At 68.4% G+C, this 19,597-nt stretch carries 19 protein-coding genes; 12 read left to right on the forward strand and 7 right to left on the reverse strand.

Going from position 1 to position 19,597, the window contains the following annotated elements; translation table 11 throughout:
• Window positions 1-150 precede the first annotated feature (150 nt).
• The 4 genes from FPZ12_RS41885 (at window position 151) to FPZ12_RS41900 (ending at window position 4,246) form a co-directional block, all read left to right on the forward strand.
• Entirely contained in the window at window positions 151-777 is a 627-nt protein-coding gene (locus FPZ12_RS41885) for a PadR family transcriptional regulator (RefSeq protein WP_243770304.1), read from the forward strand.
• The gene (locus FPZ12_RS41890) at window positions 761-2,212 is read left to right on the forward strand and encodes an MFS transporter (RefSeq protein ID WP_144761224.1); all 1,452 of its coding nucleotides are present in this window, start codon (window positions 761-763) and stop codon (window positions 2,210-2,212) included. Before FPZ12_RS41885 ends, FPZ12_RS41890 begins: the two co-directional genes overlap by 17 nt.
• Window positions 2,213-2,221: 9 nt before the next feature.
• Window positions 2,222-2,845 (forward strand): Maf family protein, encoded by a 624-nt coding sequence (locus tag FPZ12_RS41895; protein WP_144761226.1) that lies wholly within the window; start codon window positions 2,222-2,224, stop codon window positions 2,843-2,845.
• A gap of 75 nt (window positions 2,846-2,920) precedes the next feature.
• Entirely contained in the window at window positions 2,921-4,246 is a 1,326-nt protein-coding gene (locus FPZ12_RS41900; RefSeq protein WP_144761230.1) for a dicarboxylate/amino acid:cation symporter, read from the forward strand.
• Between the two features lie 61 nt (window positions 4,247-4,307).
• Here the strand turns inward: FPZ12_RS41900 and FPZ12_RS41905 are convergent, their stop codons facing one another.
• Window positions 4,308-4,940, reverse strand: a complete 633-nt coding sequence (locus FPZ12_RS41905; RefSeq protein ID WP_243770305.1) for a hypothetical protein — start codon at window positions 4,938-4,940, stop codon at window positions 4,308-4,310.
• Between the two features lie 194 nt (window positions 4,941-5,134).
• Here FPZ12_RS41905 and FPZ12_RS41910 point away from each other — a divergent pair, with 194 nt between their 5' ends.
• The 5 genes from FPZ12_RS41910 to FPZ12_RS46765 all read left to right on the forward strand — a co-directional run bounded on the left by FPZ12_RS41910 (window position 5,135) and on the right by FPZ12_RS46765 (window position 9,237).
• Window positions 5,135-6,931: an acetyl/propionyl/methylcrotonyl-CoA carboxylase subunit alpha gene (locus tag FPZ12_RS41910; RefSeq protein ID WP_144761233.1), complete on the forward strand. Its 1,797-nt coding sequence runs from the start codon at window positions 5,135-5,137 to the stop codon at window positions 6,929-6,931.
• Window positions 6,932-6,959: 28 nt separating this feature from the next.
• Window positions 6,960-7,454, forward strand: a complete 495-nt coding sequence (locus FPZ12_RS41915) for a DUF1707 SHOCT-like domain-containing protein (RefSeq protein WP_144761236.1) — start codon at window positions 6,960-6,962, stop codon at window positions 7,452-7,454.
• A gap of 21 nt (window positions 7,455-7,475) precedes the next feature.
• On the forward strand, window positions 7,476-7,835 hold the full coding sequence (locus FPZ12_RS41920; protein ID WP_144761251.1) for a DUF1707 SHOCT-like domain-containing protein: 360 nt from the start codon (window positions 7,476-7,478) through the stop codon (window positions 7,833-7,835).
• Between the two features lie 4 nt (window positions 7,836-7,839).
• Window positions 7,840-8,373 (forward strand): GNAT family N-acetyltransferase, encoded by a 534-nt coding sequence (locus tag FPZ12_RS41925; protein ID WP_144761239.1) that lies wholly within the window; start codon window positions 7,840-7,842, stop codon window positions 8,371-8,373.
• A gap of 261 nt (window positions 8,374-8,634) precedes the next feature.
• Entirely contained in the window at window positions 8,635-9,237 is a 603-nt protein-coding gene (locus FPZ12_RS46765; protein ID WP_144761242.1) for an AMP-binding protein, read from the forward strand.
• A gap of 544 nt (window positions 9,238-9,781) precedes the next feature.
• On the opposite strand, the gene glpD is transcribed toward FPZ12_RS46765, so the two are convergent.
• Complete coding sequence (gene glpD, locus FPZ12_RS41935) at window positions 9,782-11,536, reverse strand: glycerol-3-phosphate dehydrogenase (protein WP_144760928.1); 1,755 nt, start codon at window positions 11,534-11,536, stop codon at window positions 9,782-9,784.
• Window positions 11,537-11,719: 183 nt separating this feature from the next.
• Here glpD and FPZ12_RS41940 point away from each other — a divergent pair, with 183 nt between their 5' ends.
• The gene (locus tag FPZ12_RS41940; RefSeq protein WP_144760931.1) at window positions 11,720-12,469 is read left to right on the forward strand and encodes an MIP/aquaporin family protein; all 750 of its coding nucleotides are present in this window, start codon (window positions 11,720-11,722) and stop codon (window positions 12,467-12,469) included.
• Window positions 12,470-12,482: 13 nt separating this feature from the next.
• Window positions 12,483-13,988 (forward strand): glycerol kinase GlpK, encoded by a 1,506-nt coding sequence (glpK, locus tag FPZ12_RS41945; RefSeq protein ID WP_144760934.1) that lies wholly within the window; start codon window positions 12,483-12,485, stop codon window positions 13,986-13,988.
• Window positions 13,989-14,195: 207 nt separating this feature from the next.
• Here the strand turns inward: glpK and FPZ12_RS41950 are convergent, their stop codons facing one another.
• From FPZ12_RS41950 to FPZ12_RS41965, 4 genes are all read right to left on the reverse strand, one after another.
• On the reverse strand, window positions 14,196-14,819 hold the full coding sequence (locus FPZ12_RS41950; protein WP_144760937.1) for a hypothetical protein: 624 nt from the start codon (window positions 14,817-14,819) through the stop codon (window positions 14,196-14,198).
• Window positions 14,820-14,881: 62 nt separating this feature from the next.
• Window positions 14,882-15,643: a VOC family protein gene (locus FPZ12_RS41955; protein WP_144760940.1), complete on the reverse strand. Its 762-nt coding sequence runs from the start codon at window positions 15,641-15,643 to the stop codon at window positions 14,882-14,884.
• A gap of 72 nt (window positions 15,644-15,715) precedes the next feature.
• Window positions 15,716-16,282, reverse strand: coding sequence for a class F sortase (locus FPZ12_RS41960; protein ID WP_243770306.1), 567 nt, complete (start codon window positions 16,280-16,282; stop codon window positions 15,716-15,718).
• 81 nt (window positions 16,283-16,363) lie between these two features.
• Window positions 16,364-17,767, reverse strand: a complete 1,404-nt coding sequence (locus FPZ12_RS41965; RefSeq protein WP_144760943.1) for an NAD(P)H-quinone dehydrogenase — start codon at window positions 17,765-17,767, stop codon at window positions 16,364-16,366.
• Between the two features lie 94 nt (window positions 17,768-17,861).
• Between FPZ12_RS41965 and FPZ12_RS41970 the strand changes: the two genes are divergently transcribed.
• Window positions 17,862-18,314 (forward strand): gamma-glutamylcyclotransferase family protein, encoded by a 453-nt coding sequence (locus FPZ12_RS41970; protein WP_208026197.1) that lies wholly within the window; start codon window positions 17,862-17,864, stop codon window positions 18,312-18,314.
• Between the two features lie 155 nt (window positions 18,315-18,469).
• Here FPZ12_RS41970 and FPZ12_RS41975 read toward each other — a convergent pair whose 3' ends face one another.
• The gene (locus tag FPZ12_RS41975) at window positions 18,470-19,375 is read right to left on the reverse strand and encodes a DUF559 domain-containing protein (protein ID WP_144760946.1); all 906 of its coding nucleotides are present in this window, start codon (window positions 19,373-19,375) and stop codon (window positions 18,470-18,472) included.
• Window positions 19,376-19,597 lie beyond the last annotated feature (222 nt).

Consider the following 19,597-nt stretch of genomic DNA (forward strand, 5'->3'; position numbering starts at 1 on the left):
CCCCAACCACGACATCCCCTCCACATCCCCTCCCTCTCGACTCCACCCGACCACGATCCCCCCACCGAAAGCCCTCGACAGCCGCTATCCCGCGCCGTATAGTCCACGTGGAATAAACGGATTGGATCACCAAGCGGAGGTGCGCACGGGATGGGGCGAGGGAAGCTCACGCCGATGGCGATGGCGGTGCTGGAGCTGCTGCACGAAAAACCCATGCACCCCTACGAGATGAACCAGCTCCTGCGCGATCGCCACGTCGAGAACCGGGTCAACATCAAGCCCGGCTCGCTCTACCACACCGTCGACCGGCTGCTGGCCGACGGACACCTCGAGGTGGTCGAGACACAGCGCGAAGGACGACGCCCCGAACGCACCGTCTACGCGCTCACCGAACAGGGCCGGGACGCGTTCGTCGAGCGGGCCACGGCGATCTTGAGCACGGTGGCCACGGAACACCCGGAGTACACCAGCGGCCTGGCCGTGCTCGACGACCTCGATCCCGAGGTCGCGCTCGCCCAACTACAGCTGCGGGTGCTGCGCCTGGAGGCGGAAGTCGCTGCACAGCAAGCCATCCAGAAGGGGCTCATCGCGAAAAAGCTCCCGCGAATTTACTGGATCGACTGGCAGTACACCGCCGCCGCACGCGAGTTCGAGCTGAACTGGACCAAACAGCTCGTCGCCGACATCGAGTCCGGGCGGCTGGAATGGCAGCACCGCAAGAGACACTCACCGGCATTCGAACTGATCAAGGACACCCACGATGACAAGGCAAGCTAACCCCTGGGCCGCGCTTTCCGCACTGTGCCTGGGTTTCTTCATGATCCTGCTGGACACCACCATCGTGTCCATCGCGATCCCCGGCATGGTGCGCGGGCTGGACACCAGCCTCAACTCGGTGGTCTGGGTGCTGTCGGTGTACCTGCTGACCTACGCGGTCCCGATGCTGTTCACCAGCCGCCTCGGCGACCGGTTCGGTCCGAAGCGGGTGTTCCTCGCCGGGCTGTTCGTATTCACCGCCGCCTCCCTGTGGTGCGGGCTCTCCGGCACGGCCGAGATGCTCATCGCCGCCCGCGCGGTGCAGGGCCTCGGCGCGGCGCTGATGACCCCGCAAACCCTCGCGTTCATCACGCACCTCTTCCCGCCCGCGAAACGGGGCCCCGCAATGGGTTTGTGGGGCGGGGTCGCCGGACTGGCCACGATCACCGGGCCGCTGCTGGGCGGCGTGCTGGTGGACAGCCTCGGCTGGGAGTGGATCTTCTTCGTGAACGTCCCGGTCGGCGTGCTCGCGATCGTGCTGACCGTGCTCCTGGTGCCGGACTGGCAGCCGAAGCACTCGCATTCCTTCGACATCCCCGGAATCCTGCTCTCCGCGGCCGGCCTGTTCCTGCTCGTCTTCGGAATCCAAAATGGACAGCAGTACGACTGGGGCGACGTCTGGGGCCCGGTCAGCATCCCCGAGATCATCGGCGCCGGCGTCCTGCTGCTCGTGGTTTTCGTGGTGTGGCAACGGTTCAACCAGCGTGAGCCGCTGCTCCCCCTGCGCGTGTTCAAGAACCGCAACTTCTCCGCGGGCAGCGTGACGGCCATGGCGATCGGCTTCTCGATGACCGGCATGTTCGTCCCGCTGGTGGTCTACATCCAGGACGTGCTCGGCATGACCCCGAGCAAGGCGGGCCTGCTCACCGCCCCGATGTCGCTGCTCTCCGGCATCGTCGCGCCGTTCGTCGGCAGGCTCTCGGACAAGGTGAACGCCAAGTACCTGGTGATGTTCGGCTTCACCGCGCTCGCCGCGGGCCTGATCATCATCACCGTGCAGGCCGAAGCCACCACGAACCCGTGGGCGCTGGTGCCGGCGCTGCTGGTCTGCGGGCTCGGCACGGGCTGCGTGTTCGCGCCGATGAGCAACGTGACGATGAGTTCGGTCGACCGGACGCTCGCGGGCGCGGCCTCGGGCATCTTCAACACCGCCCGCCAGGTCGGCGGCGTGCTCGGCTCGGCGGCGATCGGCGTGCTGCTGCAGGCGCGGATCACGTCGAACATGGCTGCCACGCACGGAAACGTGCCGCAGGCGCTCACCGACGCGGCCCGCGAAACGATCATCCTGCCCGCCGCCGTGCTGCTGCTCGGCGCCATCGCGGCGACGGCGATGAAACGGGTCACCCCGCGGGACCCGAGCGCCGCCGAGACCAAGCTGGCCGCCGCGGACCGATAAGCTGCGCCGGTGCGTTTCGTCCTGGCTTCCGCCTCCCCTGCCCGTCTCGGCGTGCTTCGCGCGGCGGGAATCGAACCCAGTGTCGTGGTCTCCGGCGTCGACGAGGACGCCGTGACCGCGTCACTGACCGACCCGTCACCGGCCGAACTGGTCAGCACGCTCGCGCTGGCCAAGGCCGAGGCCGTGCTCGCGGAGGTGGCGGGCACGCATTCGGACGCGGTGATCGTCGGCTGCGACTCGATGTTGTCCATCGGCGGCGAGCTGCTCGGCAAACCGCACGAGCCGGAGATCGCCCGCAAACGCTGGGCGCAGATGGCGGGCGGATCCGGCGAACTGCTGACCGGGCATGCCGTGCTCCGCATCGAAAACGGCCAGCGCACCCGGCAGGCGGTGGACAGTCACACCACGACGGTGCGGTTCGCCGACCCCACCCCCGCCGAGATCGAGGCGTACATCGCCACCGGCGAACCGCTCGGCGTCGCGGGCGCGTTCACCCTCGACGGCCGCGGCGGCTGGTTCGTGGAGGGCATCGACGGGGACCCGTCGAGCGTGATCGGGATCAGCCTGCCGCTCACCCGGCGGCTCCTCGCCCAGGTGGGCGTGAGCGTCGTCGACCTGTGGTCTCTCACATAATGGGAACGGGAAGAAAACTCGTCTTCGCGGTGTAGACCAATCCGGTAAGCAGTTCGCTAGCACCGGAGCAACCCCGTGTCCCTTTTACGGTCCTATTCCAGGCCCAAGGTGTTCGGCCTCGTCGTGGTCGTCGCCCTCGTTCTCGGTGCCGTGCTCGGCTTCGTGGCCAAGCAGGCCCAGCTGTCCTGGCTGGGCACCACGCTGGAGACGATCGGCACGATCTTCGCCAACCTGCTGCAGGTCACCGTCCTGCCGCTGGTGTTCACCGCGATCGTGCTCGGCATCACGAGCCTGCGCGGGCTCGGCGGCGCGCGCACCGCGGCCCGCCTCGGCGGGAAGACGGTGCTGTGGTTCGCCACCACCTCGTTCATCGCGGTGCTGATCGGGATCGTGGTCGGCAAGATCATCAACCCCGGCACCGGCGTCTCGCTCAAACCGGACTCCGCCACGGTGCAGAAGCTCGCGAGCCGTGACCAGGGTTCGTGGCTGGACCTGGTGAACAACCTGATCCCGAGCAACCTGTTCGAGGCCTTCGCCGACGGCGAGATCCTGCAGGTCGTGGTGATCTCGCTCGCGGTCGGGCTCGCCGCGTACAGCCTCGGCGACCGCGCCGAACCGTTCGTGCGGTTCAACAAGGTCGTGTTCGACCTGGTGCAGAAGGTGCTGAGCTGGATCATCAAACTCGCCCCGATCGGTGTGCTGGGCCTGATCGGGCACGCCTTCGCCACCTACGGCGACAAGTTCGTGCGGCCGCTGCTTTCGCTGATCGTCGCGGTGTACATCGGCACGCTGCTCGTGCTGTTCGTCGTCTACCCGCTGCTGCTGAAGTTCGTCGGCAAGGTCAGCCCGGCGCTGTTCTTCCGCAAGGCGTGGACGGCGATCCAGTTCGCCTTCGTGTCCCGGTCCTCCGGCGCGACCCTGCCGCTGGCCCGCCAGACCGCGGTCAACCTCGGCGTCGACCCCGGTTACGCGAGCTTCGCGGTGCCGCTCGGCACGACGACCAAAATGGACGGTTGCGCGGCCGTTTATCCTGCGGTGGCCAGCATTTTCATCGCGAACCTTTTCGGCATCCACCTCGGCTTCGGCGACTATGTGCTGATCGTCGTGGTGGCCGTGTTCGGCGCGATCGCGACCGCCGGGGTGACCGGCTGGTTCACCATGCTCACGCTGACCTTGAGCACACTGAACCTGCCGCCCGAGGTGATCGCGACCGGCATAGCGGTGATCTACGGGATCGACCCGATCCTCGACATGATGCGCACCGCGACCAACGTGACCGGCCAGATCGCCATCCCGACGTGGATCGCGCGCACCGAGAACCTGCTCGACGACGAGGTGCTGCACTCGCACACCCCGCCGCCCCTGCTGGACTCCGAAGAGCGCGAACCCGTGCCGGCCTGAGTCGCGTTTTCCTTACGCACCAACCGGTCCGCGGTCGCCAGACCGCGGACCGGTGGCGTCTTCACGAACAGGCGCGCAGATCACTCGCCTGCAGGCGGATGTTCGGCCAGCCCCGCAACTGCGAGGCGTAGCTGTACTTCTTCGTGCAGCCGACGACACTGCCGTCCAAGGCGTACACCCGCGCCACCACCGGGGAACTGTCCACCACGGTGATCTCCGGCGCGTCCGAACCGGACACGTTGCCCAGCGCGACCGCGCCCGCCGCCGAGAAATACGGCTTGTCCACCGAACGCCAGCCGTCCGCGCGATCGATGAACAGCTGCGCGATCCGCCCGCCGTTCAGCGGGGCGTCCACGATGCACGCCGAAGTCGAAGCCTGCACGCAGGTCAGTGAATCGGCGGAAAGCTTGGCACCCAATTCGGTGACAGTCGTCTGGAGCACCACCGCCCCGGCACGGAGCCGCCCGTTACCGCCGGCGGCGTCGGCCATCAGCGCGACCGAATCCCCGCCCACCGTCTGGGTGGCGACGACCGCACACGGCCCGTCACCGCACTCCAGCGCGTTCGAAGTCGGCGCGCCCGCCGGTATCGCCGCCTCGACCCCGGGCACCGAACTGTTCTCCGGCCGCAGCTCACGCACCACAACCAGAGCCGCGATCGTGACCACTGCGGCCAGCACGGCCGTGACCACCACGGACCGAGGAGCCCGCCTCGCTCCCACGCGTAATCCCCTCTCCCCCCGGCCTGGTCACCGAGAGCCAGGGTAAGCGTGAGCCGCGTCTCTCCGCACGCGGACACCCTCGCCGTAAACTCACCGGAAGGCCCACGGGTGCGCCGCAGGAGGGACGTCCCCGGGGAGCAGGCGGAAAATCCACATGGAGGTAGGGCGTGCCCGAGCAGGCCAGCGGCAGCCAAGGCGGACCGGTCACCAAGATCCTCGTCGCCAACCGGGGCGAGATCGCGGTGCGTGTGATCAGAGCGGCCAAGGACGCGGGCCTCACCAGCGTCGCGGTCTACGCCGATCCGGATCGGGACGCGCCGCACGTGCAGCTCGCCGACGAGGCGTTCGGTCTCGGCGGCACCACGGCGGCGGACAGCTACCTCGTCATCGACAAGCTGATCGACGTCGCGAAGAAGTCCGGTGCCGACTCGGTGCACCCCGGCTACGGCTTCCTCTCGGAGAACGCCGACTTCGCCCAGGCGGTCATCGACGCGGGCCTGACCTGGATCGGGCCGAGCCCGCAGGCCATCCGCGACCTCGGTGACAAGGTCACCGCGCGGCACATCGCGACCAAGGCCGGTGCCCCGCTGGTGCCGGGCACCAAGGACCCGGTGGCCAACGCGGACGAGATCATCGCCTTCGCCAACGAGAACGGCCTGCCGGTCGCGATCAAGGCCGCCTTCGGTGGTGGCGGCCGCGGCCTCAAGGTCGCCCGCACCATCGAAGAGATCCCGGAGCTGTTCGAATCCGCCACCCGGGAGGCCGTGTCCGCCTTCGGCCGCGGCGAGTGCTTCGTCGAGCGCTACCTGGACAAGCCGCGCCACGTCGAGGCGCAGGTGCTGGCGGACAAGCATGGCAACGCGATCGTCGTCGGCACCCGCGACTGCTCGCTGCAGCGACGTCACCAGAAGCTGGTGGAAGAAGCCCCCGCCCCGTTCCTCAGCGACGAGCAGCGCGCCACCATCCACAGCTCCGCCAAGGCCATCTGCAAGGAGGCCGGCTACTCCGGCGCCGGCACCGTCGAGTACCTCGTCGGCGTGGACGGCACCATTTCCTTCCTCGAGGTCAACACCCGCCTGCAGGTCGAGCACCCGGTCTCGGAGGAGACCACCGGACTCGACCTGGTGCGCGAGATGTTCCGCATCGCCCGCGGCGAAAAGCTCCGCTTCACCGAGGACCCGGCCCCGCGCGGCCACTCGATCGAGTTCCGCATCAACGGTGAGGACGCGGGCCGCAACTTCCTGCCGGCGCCGGGCACCGTGACCAAGCTGGTCTTCCCGGAGGGCCCCGGCGTCCGCGTCGACTCCGGCGTGCACACCGGCAGCGTCGTCGGCGGGTCGTTCGACTCGATGCTGGCGAAGCTGATCGTCACCGGCTCCGATCGCGAGAACGCGCTGGAGCGCAGCCGCCGCGCGCTCGACGAGCTGATCGTCGAGGGCATGGCCACCGTGGTCCCGTTCCACCGCGCGATCGTGCGGGACGAGGCGTTCATCGGTGACGGCGAGTCGTTCAAGGTGCACACCCGCTGGATCGAGACCGAGTTCGACAACCAGATCGAGCCGTTCACCGCGCCCGGCGAGGCCGACGAGGAGCCCGCGGAGCGGCAGACACTGGTCGTCGAGGTCGGCGGACGCAGGCTCGAGGTCTCCCTGCCCGGTGACCTGGCGCTGTCCGGCGGTGGCGGCGGCGCGGCCGCCGCGAAGGCGAAGCCGCGCAAGCGCGCCGGCGGCACCAAGACGGCGGTCAGCGGGGACGCGGTGACGGCTCCGATGCAGGGCACCATCGTCAAGGTCGCGGTCGAGGACGGCCAGCAGGTCGAGGCGGGCGAGCTCGTCGTCGTGCTGGAAGCGATGAAGATGGAGAACCCGGTGACCGCGCACAAGGCCGGCACCGTGAACGGTTTGTCCGTCGAGGTCGGTTCCGCCGTGACCCAGGGTTCCGTGCTGCTCGAAATCAAGGACTGAGCCTGGCGGGGAGGCATAAAATCGTGGGGTGAACCCAGGCCCCTCCTCCCCGGAGATCCGCATCAGCGATACGGACCGGGAAACCGCGCTCACGGCGCTCGGCGAGCACATGAGCGCGGGCCGGCTGGACATCGACGAGTACGGGGAACGTTCGGCGAAGGTCACCGCGGCCAAGACCCGCGGCGACCTCGCCGAGGTCTTCACCGACCTGCCCGAGCCGCATCCCACGTACGGCGAAGCGCCGAAACAGCCGGCCCCGCCCGCCGAAGTGCCGAAGCCCGGTGCCCCCGTCGCGTACACCGACCGCCCGCTGAGCCAGCGGCTCGCGGCCGCGGTGCTCCCGGTGGCCTTCCTGGTCGGGCTCGTACTGTTCTTCACCGTGGGCGGCTGGTGGTGGTTCGCGCTGCCGCTCGTCCTGGGCGCGGTCGGCCAGCGCCTGTGGGGCCGGGACTGGGACAAAGACCCGCGCTGGCGTGAAGAGCGTGACCGGCGCCGCGACCTGCGTGACCGGCGACGGCACTAGGATCGGCGCGTGAGCGCGGACATGCGGCTCAGCGACGCTGAGCGCAATGAAGCCATCGAGGCGTTATCCGAGCACGTCCGCACCGGCAGGCTCGACATAGACGAGTTCGGCACCCGCTCCGCCCGTGCGAGCGCGGCCAAGACCCGCAACGAGCTGAAGCCGCTGTTCGACGACCTGCCCGAGCCGCATCCTTCGGTGCTCAAGGCGGTACGGGCACGGCCTGCGCCGGGCAAACCCCAGCCGGCGCCGAGGCTCGGCGCCGGCGCGGTCACCCTCGCTTTCGTCGTCGCCGCGATCCTTTTCTTCACGGTGGCGAAGGTGTGGCTGGTGTTCCTGCTGCCGGCCGTGGTGGCGCTGCTGATCGGGACGAGGTCCCGTTAGCCCGATGGAACCGGTCGAGATCAGCGCGGGCGGGTACCGGCTGCGGCAACTGCGCGCGGACGCCACGATCGACGACAGGCCGGCCCTGATCGCGGCCTTCGCCGACCCCGAGCACTCGCGCTACATCGTCAACTACAACGTGCGGAACCTGTCTCAGGCGGCGAGCTACGTCAACCAGCGCGCCGCCGAGTGGTTCGGGGACGAGCGGTGTTCGTGGGCCATCGCGGAGCCCGCCACCGAAGAGCTGCTCGGCGAAGTCGGCTTGAAGAGCCTCGACCTCGCGGAACGGCTCGCCGAGATCGCGCTGTGGATCCACCCGAACGCCCGCGGGCGCGGGATCTCGGTCGTCGCCGTGCGCGCCGCCCTGCGCTTCGGTTTCGAAACGCTGGGGCTGCTGGACATCGGCTACCGGCACCACCCGGACAACCACGCGTCGGCCGCCGTCGCGAAACGGTGCGCCTTCACCCGGCTCGGCCTCGGCGGGGATCCCCGGCAGCCCGGCGGCCGGCTGGTCGAATGGATCCAGCGGGCGGGCTGAACCGCGACCGTATTTCCGGGCGGCCCGAAAAATTCCCGCGCCGGACCATTTCGCGTTGCCGGCACGTCAGTCCATTGTGGAGCGCCGAGGCCCCGGACCGCCCAGCTCGGGCCGCATGCGCGGTCGCGCATACGGCGGCAATTCTGATCACTCTGTGCCGGGCAACACAATTACTTTCGCATTCCGCGGAGTTGTGATGATCTGGAATCGACACCTGATTCAGCGCCGAACGGGGGAAACGTGGGCGACTCCAGTCTCTTCTTGACCCGCATCCTCGACGTGCTGTGTGATGGCGGCGACAAAATCGCTTTCGCCCATCAAAGCCGTTCGATGAGCTACCAAGAGACCTTTGACACATTGCGACGGCTGCATGGGACGCTGAAGAACGAGGGCATTTCTCCCGGGCAAACAGTCGCGATCACCGGCGGAAACATGCCGGAAACAATTCTGCTGCAGATCGCCGCGCAGCTGCGGGGGGCCAGGGTCGCGCACGTGGAAGGCAGCGCCATCGAAGAGCTCGCGCCCGACCACGTGCTGTCCTCCGATCCGGCCGGGCCGCTGCTGCTGGCCGGGAGCGGCACGAAGACCCGCCAGAGCGACATCGTGATGCCGCGCTCGGTGGAGACGGTCTTCCCGACCGAGGGCGGGAAACTGGTGTCCTACAACGAGATCTACGAAGAGTTCGCGCGCACGGTCGAGCCGCGTCCGGACGGGCCGCAGCAGGTGCTGCTGATCGCGCCGATGTCGCACCCGATCGGGAACCGGATCACCGTGAAGGCCCTGCTGGCAGGCGACACCGTGGTCCTGCACGAGCGAGTGCCGGAGCCCCTGCAGACGGAAACCGCCACCCCGCCGGCGATCTGAGGGCTGGGATGGGGTCTGGTCGGGAGTCGTGAGGCTCTGCCTTGGGCCGCGACCGGCCGCCCCCGCTGCCTGAACGAGCGAGGCTCGGCTGAGTGACCGGCCCCAGAGCGAACGAGGCTCGGCCGAGGCGCCCCCATTGCACGAAGGCCCGGCCGAACCCCTCGGTTCGGCCGGGCCTTCGTTGCGACCGGGCGCGCGACTGCCCCAGATGAGCGGCACCCGCGCGCGCTAAACCTCCGCGCTACCCGGGCCCCGCGAGCCCTATCCCACCGGGCCGCGTGAGCTCTAACCCACCGAGCCCGGCCTCCAGGCCCTGAGTCCTAAACCCTCTCGGGCGCCGTGGGCCCACCTCTCGAGCCCCGCGAGCTCGAACCCACCGAGCCCGGCCTCCCGGGCCCTAAGTCCTAAACCCTTCCGGGCGCCGCGAGCCTTACCCCTCGGCCCCGTAAGCCCTAAACCGCCGGGCCATGCGAGCCCGGCCTCCCGGGCCCTGAGTCCTAACCCTCCGCGCGCCGTGGGCCCACCTCTCGGGGCCCGGTAAGCCCTAGCCCACAGGCTCCGTGAGCCGGGTCCGGGCCTCGGGCGCGCTGGCGCGCCGGGCGTCTGCCGCCTCGTCGTTCGGCTGGTCCTGCGAATCGCGTTCCGCGGCCACTCGCGCGTTGTAGACCTCGACCTCGCGCGTGATGGTCTCGTCCGACCAGCCCAGCACCTGGCCCATCAGCATCGCGACCTGCGCCGCGCAGTCCACGCCGCGGTGCGGGTACTCGATCGAGATCCGCGTGCGCCGGGCGAGCACGTCCTCCAGGTGCAGCGCGCCTTCGTGGCTCACCGCGTACACCGCCTCGACGGCCAGGTAGTCCGGCGCGTGCTCGATCGGCCGGAGCAGCTCCGGCTTCCCATCCGCGAGAGCGAGCACCTCGTGCACCATCGAGCCGTAGCGGTCCAGCAAATGCCGGACCCGGTACGGGTGCAGCCCGTGCTGCGCGGCGAGATGGTCGGCCTGGTTCACCAGCGCGTGGTAACCGTCCGCGCCCAGCAGTGGGACCTTGTCGGTGATCGACGACTGCGCGCGGCCCGGGAGGTCCACCGCCGCCGCGTCCACGGCGTCGGCGGCCATCACGCGGTACGTCGTGTACTTGCCGCCCGCGATCGCGACCAGGCCCGGCGCGACGCGCGCCACCGCGTGTTCACGGGACAGCTTCGAGGTTTCCTCGCTCTCCCCCGCCAGCAACGGCCGCAGCCCGGCGTACACACCCTCGATGTCCTCGTGCTTGAGCGGCGTCGCGAGCACCGAGTTCACGTGCTCGAGGAGGTAGTCGATGTCGTGCTTGGTCGCGGCCGGATGCGCGAGGTCGAGCTCCCAGTCGGTGTCCGTGGTGCCCACGATCCAGTGATTGCGCCAGGGAATGACGAACAGCACGGACTTTTCGGTACGCAGGATCAGCCCCGACTCCGAAACGATCCTGTCCCGCGGCACCACGATGTGCACGCCCTTGCTGGCGCGCACCCGGAACCGGCCGCGGCTGCCGGACAGGCGCTGCAGCTCGTCGGTCCACACCCCGGTGCAGTTGATCACCGCGTTGGCCTGGATCTCGGTCTCGCGGCCGTCCTCCACGTCCCGCACGCGGACCCCGGACACGCGGTCCGCCTCGCGCAGGAACTCGACCACCTGGGTAGAGGTCCGGACCACCGCGCCGTAGTGCGCGGCCGTGCGGGCGACCGTCATCGTGTGCCGGGCGTCGTCGGACTGTGCGTCGTAGTAACGGATTCCGCCGATGAGCGCGTCCCGTTTCAGCGCCGGCACCATCCGTAGCGCGCCCGCCCTTGTCAGGTGCTTCTGGCCGGGCACCGAACGCGCGCCGCCCATCGTGTCGTACATGAACAACCCGGCGGCCGTGTACGGGCGCTCCCACACACGGTGCGTCAGCGGGTACAGGAAGCTCACCGGTTTCACCAGGTGCGGCGCGAGCCGGGTGAGCATCAGCTCCCGCTCCCGCAACGCTTCGCGCACCAGGCCGAACTCCAGTTGCTCCAGATAGCGCAGCCCGCCGTGGAAAAGTTTGCTCGACCGGCTCGACGTGCCGGATGCGAGATCGCGCGCCTCCACCAGCGCCACCCTCAGCCCGCGGGTCGCGGCGTCCAACGCGGTTCCGGCCCCGACCACACCGCCGCCGACGACCACGAGGTCGAACGTTTCTTCACCGAGCCGCCGCCAGGAACGCTCACGCGCGGCCGGCCCCAGTTCCGCCTCAGTCACTCCGGCTTCCCTTCTCGAGCCTGCTGCTACGCCGTCCAGCATGTCACGGACCACCGGGTTCGGTCGGATGAGCGCGGGTGTCGCCCGACACCCGATCGGATGTGGTCGGAAGCCTCTTGGTTTGCCCTTACGGTCCAACTAGGTTGAAGTTGATCGTGAATCGGCGATGGTGCCGGGGCTCGCCTCGTCGGTTCTTCACGAAGTGCGATCTTCGGAGGGAGCCGGATGAGTCTGATCGCGATTTTCGTCTGGGAACTGATCGGCACCGCGGCCTTGATCCTCCTCGGCAACGGCGTGGTGGCGAACGTCGTGCTGCGGAAGAACAACGGGTACCAGGCAGGCACCCTGTTCATCACCTTCGGCTGGGCTTTCGGTGTGTTCACCGGCGCGAGCCTTGCCGCGCCCAGCGGTGCGCACCTGAATCCCGCGGTCACACTGGGGCTGACGCTCGCGGGCGAATCGCCGTGGAAGGACCTGCCGATCTACTGGGCGGGCCAGATGGTGGGCGCGATCGTCGGCGCCGTGCTGTGCTGGGCGGCGTACAAGCTGCAGTTCGACGACCATCCCGAGCCGCAGAACACGCTGGGGATCTTCTCGACCGCGCCGCAGATCCGGAACAAGGCGTGGAACCTCGTCACCGAGATCATCGGCACCTTCGTGCTGGTGGCCTGGATCCTGCTCAGCCCGACCATCAAGACGGGCACGGACGGCACGCCCAGCTTCGGCAACTCGGCGCTGGGCTACGCGGGCGTTTCGTTCGTCGTGCTGGTGATCGGTATTTCACTGGGCGGGCCGACGGGGTACGCCATCAACCCGGCCCGTGACCTCGGCCCGCGCATCGCCTACGCGTTCATGTTGCCGATCAAGGGCAAGCGGGACGGCGACTGGGGCTACTCGTGGGTCCCGGTGTTCGGCCCGCTGGCCGGTGGCGCGCTCGCCGCGCTGCTCTACCTCGGCGTCCACAACCTCACCTGATCCGGGAGAAAACATGACTTCTTACGTCGCCGCGATCGACCAGGGCACCACCTCGACCCGCGCGATGATCTTCGACCACTCCGGCCGGGTCGTCGCCGCAGACCAGAAGGAACACGAGCAGATCTTCCCGCAGGCCGGCTGGGTCGAGCACAACGCGGAGGAGATCTGGGAGAACACCCGCACCGTCACCGCGGGCGCGCTCGCCAGGGCCGACCTGCAGGCCAAGGACATCGTCGCCGTCGGCATCACGAACCAGCGCGAGACCACGCTGGTGTGGGACCGCAAAACCGGCAAGCCGGTGTACAACGCGATCGTCTGGCAGGACACCAGGACCGACAAGATCGTCGAGGAGCTGGGCGCGCTCGGCGGCGGTCAGGAGCGGTACCGGGAAACCACCGGGCTGCCGCTGGCCACGTACTTCTCCGGGCCCAAGGTGAAGTGGATCCTGGACAATGTGGACGGTGTACGCGAGCGCGCCGAAGCCGGTGACCTGTTGTTCGGCAACATGGACACCTGGGTGTTGTGGAACATGACCGGCGGCCCCAACGGGGGCGTGCACGTCACCGACCCCACCAACGCCTCCCGCACCCTGTTGATGGACCTGGAGACGTTGTCGTGGAGCGAAAGCAACGCGGCGGACATGGGTATCCCGCTCTCGATGCTGCCGGAGATCCGGTCGTCGTCGGAGGAGTACGGCAAGGTCCGCGAACGCGGCGTGCTGGCGGGCGTGCCGATCGCCGGGATACTCGGCGACCAGCAGGCCGCCACGTTCGGGCAGGCGTGCCTTTCCCCCGGTGAAGCCAAGAACACCTATGGCACCGGTAACTTCGTGCTGCTCAACACCGGCACCGAGAAGGTCATGTCGCAGAACGGGTTGCTGACCACGGTCTGCTACAAGATCGGCTCGAACGACACGGTGTACGCGCTGGAGGGTTCCATCGCCGTCACCGGTTCGCTGGTGCAGTGGCTGCGGGACAACCTGGGCATGATCGGCACCGCCGCCGAGATCGAGCAACACGCGAGGACCGTCGAGGACAACGGTGGCGCGTATTTCGTTCCCGCGTTTTCCGGTCTGTTCGCTCCTTACTGGCGGTCCGACGCTCGTGGGGCGATCGTCGGGCTCACCCGGTTCGTCAACAAAGGACATCTGTGCCGCGCCGTGCTGGAGGCCACGGCTTTCCAGACGCGCGAGGTCATCGACGCGATGAACGCCGACTCCGGTGTTCCCCTCAAGTCGCTGAAGGTCGACGGCGGGATGGTCGTCAACGAGCTGCTCATGCAGTTCCAGGCGGACATCCTCGGCGTGCCGGTGATCCGGCCGGTGGTCAACGAAACCACCGCGCTCGGTGCCGCGTACGCCGCCGGGCTGGCCGTCGGGTTCTGGAAGAGCGAGGACGACATCCGCAGCAACTGGGCCCAGGACAAGGAATGGACCCCGGCGATGGCCGAGTCCACCCGCGAAGCCCAGTACCACAACTGGAAGAAGGCCGTGACCAAGACCTTCGACTGGGTCGAGTGACCGGCCGGCGCCGCTCTCGTGGGAGCGGCGCCGGCACGCACTCGCCCGGCTCCACGCCACCGGTCCCGGATTTCCGTTGCGTGGCAACGGAAATCCGGGTCACCACAAAGAATCCGGCCAGACTCCGGCCACTCACTCGCACGAAATCAGCGCGCACCAACTCAGCGCACCAAATCCGCGCAACGCACCAACTCAGCGCACGTGAAATCAGGCCGCCGCGGCCTCTGAACCGTCCCCGGTCTCGGGCGCGCCCTTCGGCAGCACCTTCACCTGCGGAGCAGGCGCGGGCGCAGTCGAACCCGAACCCGTTCCCGTCGAACCGCAGCTGACCACGGCCGCGGGTGCCACGGCGGCCGTGGTCACCTCCGGTTCCGTTGTGGCCGTTGGCGAATCCGGCGCACCCGTCGTCGGCTCGGGCGACGCCGACGACTCGGGCGGCTCCGTCGTGGTGGGCGAAGTCGGCTTCGTCGTCGGCCGGCAGGCGACGGTGAACTGCACCGACGCCGGACCGTGCGCGGCAGGCAGACCAGTCTCGCAGTTGAACGTCGCCGTGTAGGTTCCCGGCTTTTCACCCGCCTTTCCCGTACCCGTGAATCCCGGGCTCTGGCCCGGTTTCAATGTGACCGCACCCGCCAAACCGGGCGACGTCAGCGAACTCGGGCTCCCGTAACAGGTCGCCGTGAAGTTCAGCGTTCCGCCCGGCTGCACCGTCGCCGGGCTGACACGCAGCGTCGGCGGCGGAGCAGTCGCGCTCGCGACTGGCGCGGACAGCACACCGCCCGCCAGCGCGAGCAGTGTCGCCCCAAGGAAAATCCCCGTTTTGTGCACCACGCACCTCCTCCAGGTGTGTTCCCTTACAAGGAGAACACTCCGGGGAGCGCGTGGAGGTTGTCTCAACCAGTCACGGAAATAATGTTGAAAACGACCCCCTGGTCGTCAGCCACCTGAGCCATCCGGCCATAAGGACTGTCCGAGGGCTCACCACGGACCGAACCGCCCAGCTGCACGACTTTCGCGACCGCCGCATCCGTGTCCGTCACGCCGAAATACGTGGACCAATGCGACTCGCCCTCGCTGATCCCGCCGAGTCCGCCGATCGGCCTGCCGTCGAGATCCAGTGTGGTGTAAGAGAAATCGGCGTTCGACAGGTCACCGAGGTGGTAGCCGAACACCTCGCTGTAGAACGTCTTCGCCCGGTCGAAATCGCGGCTCATGCCCTCGTTCCACACCACCGTGCCGGGCACGTTGACGTTCTGCAGTCCGATGTTTTCCCTTGCCTGCCAAAGGCTGAAGACCGCACCCGTCGGATCGGCGACCACCGCCATCCGGCCGGCATCGCCGACATCGCCGGGCGGCATCAGCACCTGACCGCCCGCCTCGCTGACCTTCGCGACTGTCTTGTCCGCGTCGGCCACTGCCAAATACGTTGTCCAGACTGAGGGAGCCTGTTCCATCCCCGGTGGCTTCGGGCCGAACGCCGCCACGCTTCTGCCCTCGAGCAGCGCTATCCGGTAATGGCCGTACTCCTCGCCCTGGTCTGCTATTTCCCAGCCGAACAGCGCGCCGTAGAACGCGTCGGCACGGGCCGGGTCGTCCGTCATCAGGTCGACCCAGCACGGGGTGCCTTCGGGCCAGGGGGTGTCGCGGAAGGTCATTTCGAGCTCCTGTCTTCGTCGGTGCTGTGTCGCAGGCCACCAGTGTGGCACCGGGCACCGACAAAAACGGGGCTACTCGAGGACGGCGTACACGATGATGTTGTCGCGGTAACTGTGCGCATCCCGGTCGAAACTGCCGCCGCACGTGATGAGGCGGAGCTCTGGGTCCGCGGTGTCGCCGTAGACGGCGTCCGTCGGGAAGGTGTCCTTGTCGATCTGTTCCACCCTGGTCACCCTGAACCGCGCGGTCGAACCGTCCTTTCTGGACACCGAGACCTCGTCACCTGGCGCGAGTTCCTTGAGGCGCCAGAAAATACCCTTCTGTTTGTTCCCGTCCACATGGCCGAGGATCACCGCCGGCCCGACTTCGCCCGGCGTGGGGCCGTACTGGTACCAGCCCGCCTGCAGCGGCTGGCTGACCGGCGGAACCTGGATCGTCTGGTCCGCGTTGAGGCCCAGCGGGACGAGCGTCGAATGCGCGTCGATCTTCGTGATGTCCACGCTTTCGGGAACCGCGCGCGACATCCCTTTGACGGACGGGGGATCACTCGGCGCTACCGGCGGCGCGGCGGTGGGCTGCGCCGTACAGCCGCCGACCACCAGCACGGCGAAAAACAGCAACAGCCGACGTCTCACCACGAGCCCCCTGTCTCCGGCAAACCCTGCCGTCGACTAAACGCGCTCCGGGGGCTCGCGGTTGCCCGCGAGGATCAACTCGCGTCAGTCCAGATCGTCGTGGCGCATCAGCTGGCGGCCCGCTTCGGTGATCGAGCCCGAAAGCGAGGGATACACCGAGAAAGTCAGCGCCAGGTGCTCCACCGTCAACTGGTTCTGCACCGCCAGCGCGATCGGCAGGATCAGCTCGCTGGCACTCGGCGCGACGACGACGCCGCCGACGACCACACCCGTTGCGGGGCGGCAGAACAGCTTCACGAAACCGTGCCGCAGACCTTCCATTTTCGCGCGGGCGTTGGTGGCCAGCGGCAGCATGATCGTGCGCGCGGGCACCTCGCCGGAGTCGATCGCCTGCTGCGAAATACCGACGGTGGCGATCTCGGGGTGGGTGAACACGTTCGCCGCGACCGTCTTCAGCTTGATCGGGGCGACGCCTTCGCCGAGCGCGTGCCACATCGCGATGCGGCCCTGCATGCTGGCGACCGAGGCGAGCATCAACACGCCGGTGCAGTCCCCCGCCGCGTACACGCCGGGGACGCTGGTGCGGGAAACCCTGTCCACGGTGATGAAACCGCCGGGGCCCGGCTCGATGCCGACGCGCTCCAGCCCGATGTCGCCGGTGTTCGGGATGGACCCGACCGTCATCAGCGCGTGGCTGGCGTCGATCTTGCGGCCGTCCGTCAGGTGCACTGTGACGCCGTCGCCGGTGCGCTCGACCTTCTCCGCCCGCGCCTGCTTCGCGACCGCTGTACCGCGCTGTGAGAACACTTCTTCGAGCACTGCCGCGGCGTCGGCGTCCTCGTGGGGCAGGACCCTGTCCCGGCTGGACACCACGGTGACCTTGACGCCCATTTCGGTGTACGCGGACGCGAACTCGGCGCCGGTGACGCCCGAGCCGATCACGGCCAGGTGCTCCGGCAGCTCCTTCAGGTCGTACAGCTGGCGCCAGTCGAGAATGCGCTCGCCGTCCGGCACCGCGCCCGGCAACACGCGCGGTGTGGCGCCCGTCGCGACGAGAACCACGTCGGCGTCGAGGACCTCGGGCTCACCCGAACGAGGGGTTACGAGGACTTTGTGCGTGGCGAGGCCGGGCTCGTCGTCGTGGAAGCGCGCCTCGCCGGTGATCACCCGCACGCCCTCGCGCTGCACCCGCGCCCGGATGTCGGCGGACTGCGCCAGCGCGAGGCCCTTGACGCGGCCGTGCACGGTGGGCAGGTCGATGCGGGCCTTGTCCAGATCCGTGACGATGCCCAGCTCACCGAGGCCGTGCATGCTGGCCCTGGCCCCGGACGACGCGATGAACGTCTTCGACGGGACGCAGTCGTAGAGCACGCACGCGCCGCCGAGCCCGTCGCGCTCCACGACCGTGACGTTCGCGCCGTGCTGGGCGGCCACCAGCGCCGCCTCGTAGCCGGCCGGGCCACCGCCCATGATCACGATCCTGGTCACGACATCCTCCTACTCACGCGGCTCACACCCACCTTAAGAGGGGACACCCGGACTACGTCCGGTCGGGGGAGCGACGGGTCGCTAGGCTGTGGCCGTGCCGTTGTATGCCGCTTACGGGTCCAACATGGAGCCCGCCCAGATGATGGAGCGCGCGCCGCATTCGCCGATGGCGGGTACCGGCTGGCTGGAAGGCTGGCGGCTGACCTTCGGCGGCGAGGACATCGGCTGGGAAGGTGCCCTGGCCACGATCGTCGAAGACCCGGGAAGCCGGGTCTTCGTGGTGCTCTACGACGTGACCCCGCTCGACGAGGCCCAGCTGGACCGCTGGGAAGGCGGCGAGCTCGGTCTGCACAACAAGATCCGGCTGCGCGTGCAGACCATGGACGGCGCCGTGGTGGCCTGGTTCTACGTGCTCGACGCGTACGAGGGCGGCCTGCCCTCGGCCCGCTACCTCGGCGTTCTCGCGGACGCCGCCGAGGCCGCCGCCGCGCCCGCCGACTACGTCGACGACCTCCGCACACGGCCCTGCCGGGGCATCGCCACCTGATTCTCTCCAACTCCGCGTGTTGGCCACCCCCGTCCGCGAGTTGGCCGCCCCAGTGAGTGTGTTGGCCACTCCCGTCGGGGAGTTGGCCACTCCCGCTGGCGAGTTTGCCCCAGACGCTGTCGGACCACTGCGGTCAGGGTGACTGCGGTCTGCCCTCACGCACCCACCGGGCACTTTCGCTGTGTGAACGCTTGACGCAAGTCGCCGAGAAACCGCCCTGAGTCGGCCATGTCCTCCTTGCGGACCCGGATCACCCGCCAGCCGCGGGCCGACAACCGCTCATCACGTTCGAGATCGTTCTCCTCGCGTCCCTCGTGTGCCTCGAAACCGTCGTATTCGACCGCGATCCGTAGCTCCGGCCACGCCAGATCGAGTCGGTACAGCAGCTCACCGGCCAGGGTCAGAATGGGATGCTGGGTCACCGGAACCGGAAAACCGGCGTCGATGACAACCAACCGCAGGCGGCTTTCCTGCGGTGACTCCACATCCGACGCGGCCAGCGCCAGCAGCGATTCGCCCCTCCTGGTACCCCGACGGTCATCTCGCCGCGAAATACAGTCCGCGGTGTTCGCGAGGAAAGCTCCGATCTCGGGTTTGGTCAGCCCGGCCAAGGCCTGGTCCAGGCAAGCGAGCGCCTTCCACCGAATATCCGTGCACAACAGTTCGGCGATCGTCTCGTCCAATGGACACATCGGCAGGCCGTTTCGCGACACCGTGTCCGCCGGGTCGAACCGGTCGTGATGGATCACCAGGCCAGGTCTCGAGCGCACCCAGTTGTCGTAGGGAACCGTCACGTGGACATCGACCGAATCGGCGGCGGTGCAGCCATGCAGAAAAGCGGCCGTCCGGTGTGACAGCACGGCGCCGCGGCCGGCTGCGAACAGTGCCGCAGCCGCTCTGGTTTCGGGCTCCAGCAGACGTCGACTATCGACGATCACGCCGCGCCACAACTGGACGAGCACCCCGTCCTTCAACGCGCCTCTGAGGACACTTTCACCCAAAGCGGCGGCCGCGTCCTGCCGCTTCGCCGCCCCGTGCCGTGAATTGATGATGTTGAGCATTTATCCAGCTTGAGCGCTGCGCGGGCCGTTCGGGGAACTAATTTGATGACCTGTGGATAACCCGGGGCCTGTGGATAACCTGTCGTGGCTGTGTTGGCGCCGTGCGGGGCCAACACAGCCACGACAGGTGCCAATACACCGACGGCGCGGGCCAACACATCGACGCGAGGGGCAAACACGCCAGCGAGTGTGGACAACTCACGCCGAAGGTGGGGACCGGGG

The sequence above is a fragment of the Amycolatopsis acidicola genome, from assembly GCF_007713735.2.
GTDB lineage: Bacteria > Actinomycetota > Actinomycetes > Mycobacteriales > Pseudonocardiaceae > Amycolatopsis_E > Amycolatopsis_E acidicola.

Excerpts from the sequence above, each read along its gene's own strand:
- FPZ12_RS41885 (WP_243770304.1), top strand. The coding sequence starts at position 151 with ATGGGGCGAGGGAAGCTCACGCCGATGGCGATGGCGGTGCTGGAGCTG.
- FPZ12_RS41890 (WP_144761224.1), top strand. The coding sequence starts at position 761 with ATGACAAGGCAAGCTAACCCCTGGGCCGCGCTTTCCGCACTGTGCCTG.
- FPZ12_RS41920 (WP_144761251.1), top strand. The coding sequence starts at position 7,476 with ATGCGGCTCAGCGACGCTGAGCGCAATGAAGCCATCGAGGCGTTATCC.
- FPZ12_RS41925 (WP_144761239.1), top strand. The coding sequence starts at position 7,840 with ATGGAACCGGTCGAGATCAGCGCGGGCGGGTACCGGCTGCGGCAACTG.
- glpD (WP_144760928.1), bottom strand. The coding sequence starts at position 11,536 with ATGCTGGACGGCGTAGCAGCAGGCTCGAGAAGGGAAGCCGGAGTGACT.
- FPZ12_RS41940 (WP_144760931.1), top strand. The coding sequence starts at position 11,720 with ATGAGTCTGATCGCGATTTTCGTCTGGGAACTGATCGGCACCGCGGCC.
- glpK (WP_144760934.1), top strand. The coding sequence starts at position 12,483 with ATGACTTCTTACGTCGCCGCGATCGACCAGGGCACCACCTCGACCCGC.
- FPZ12_RS41955 (WP_144760940.1), bottom strand. The coding sequence starts at position 15,643 with ATGACCTTCCGCGACACCCCCTGGCCCGAAGGCACCCCGTGCTGGGTC.
- FPZ12_RS41975 (WP_144760946.1), bottom strand. The coding sequence starts at position 19,375 with ATGCTCAACATCATCAATTCACGGCACGGGGCGGCGAAGCGGCAGGAC.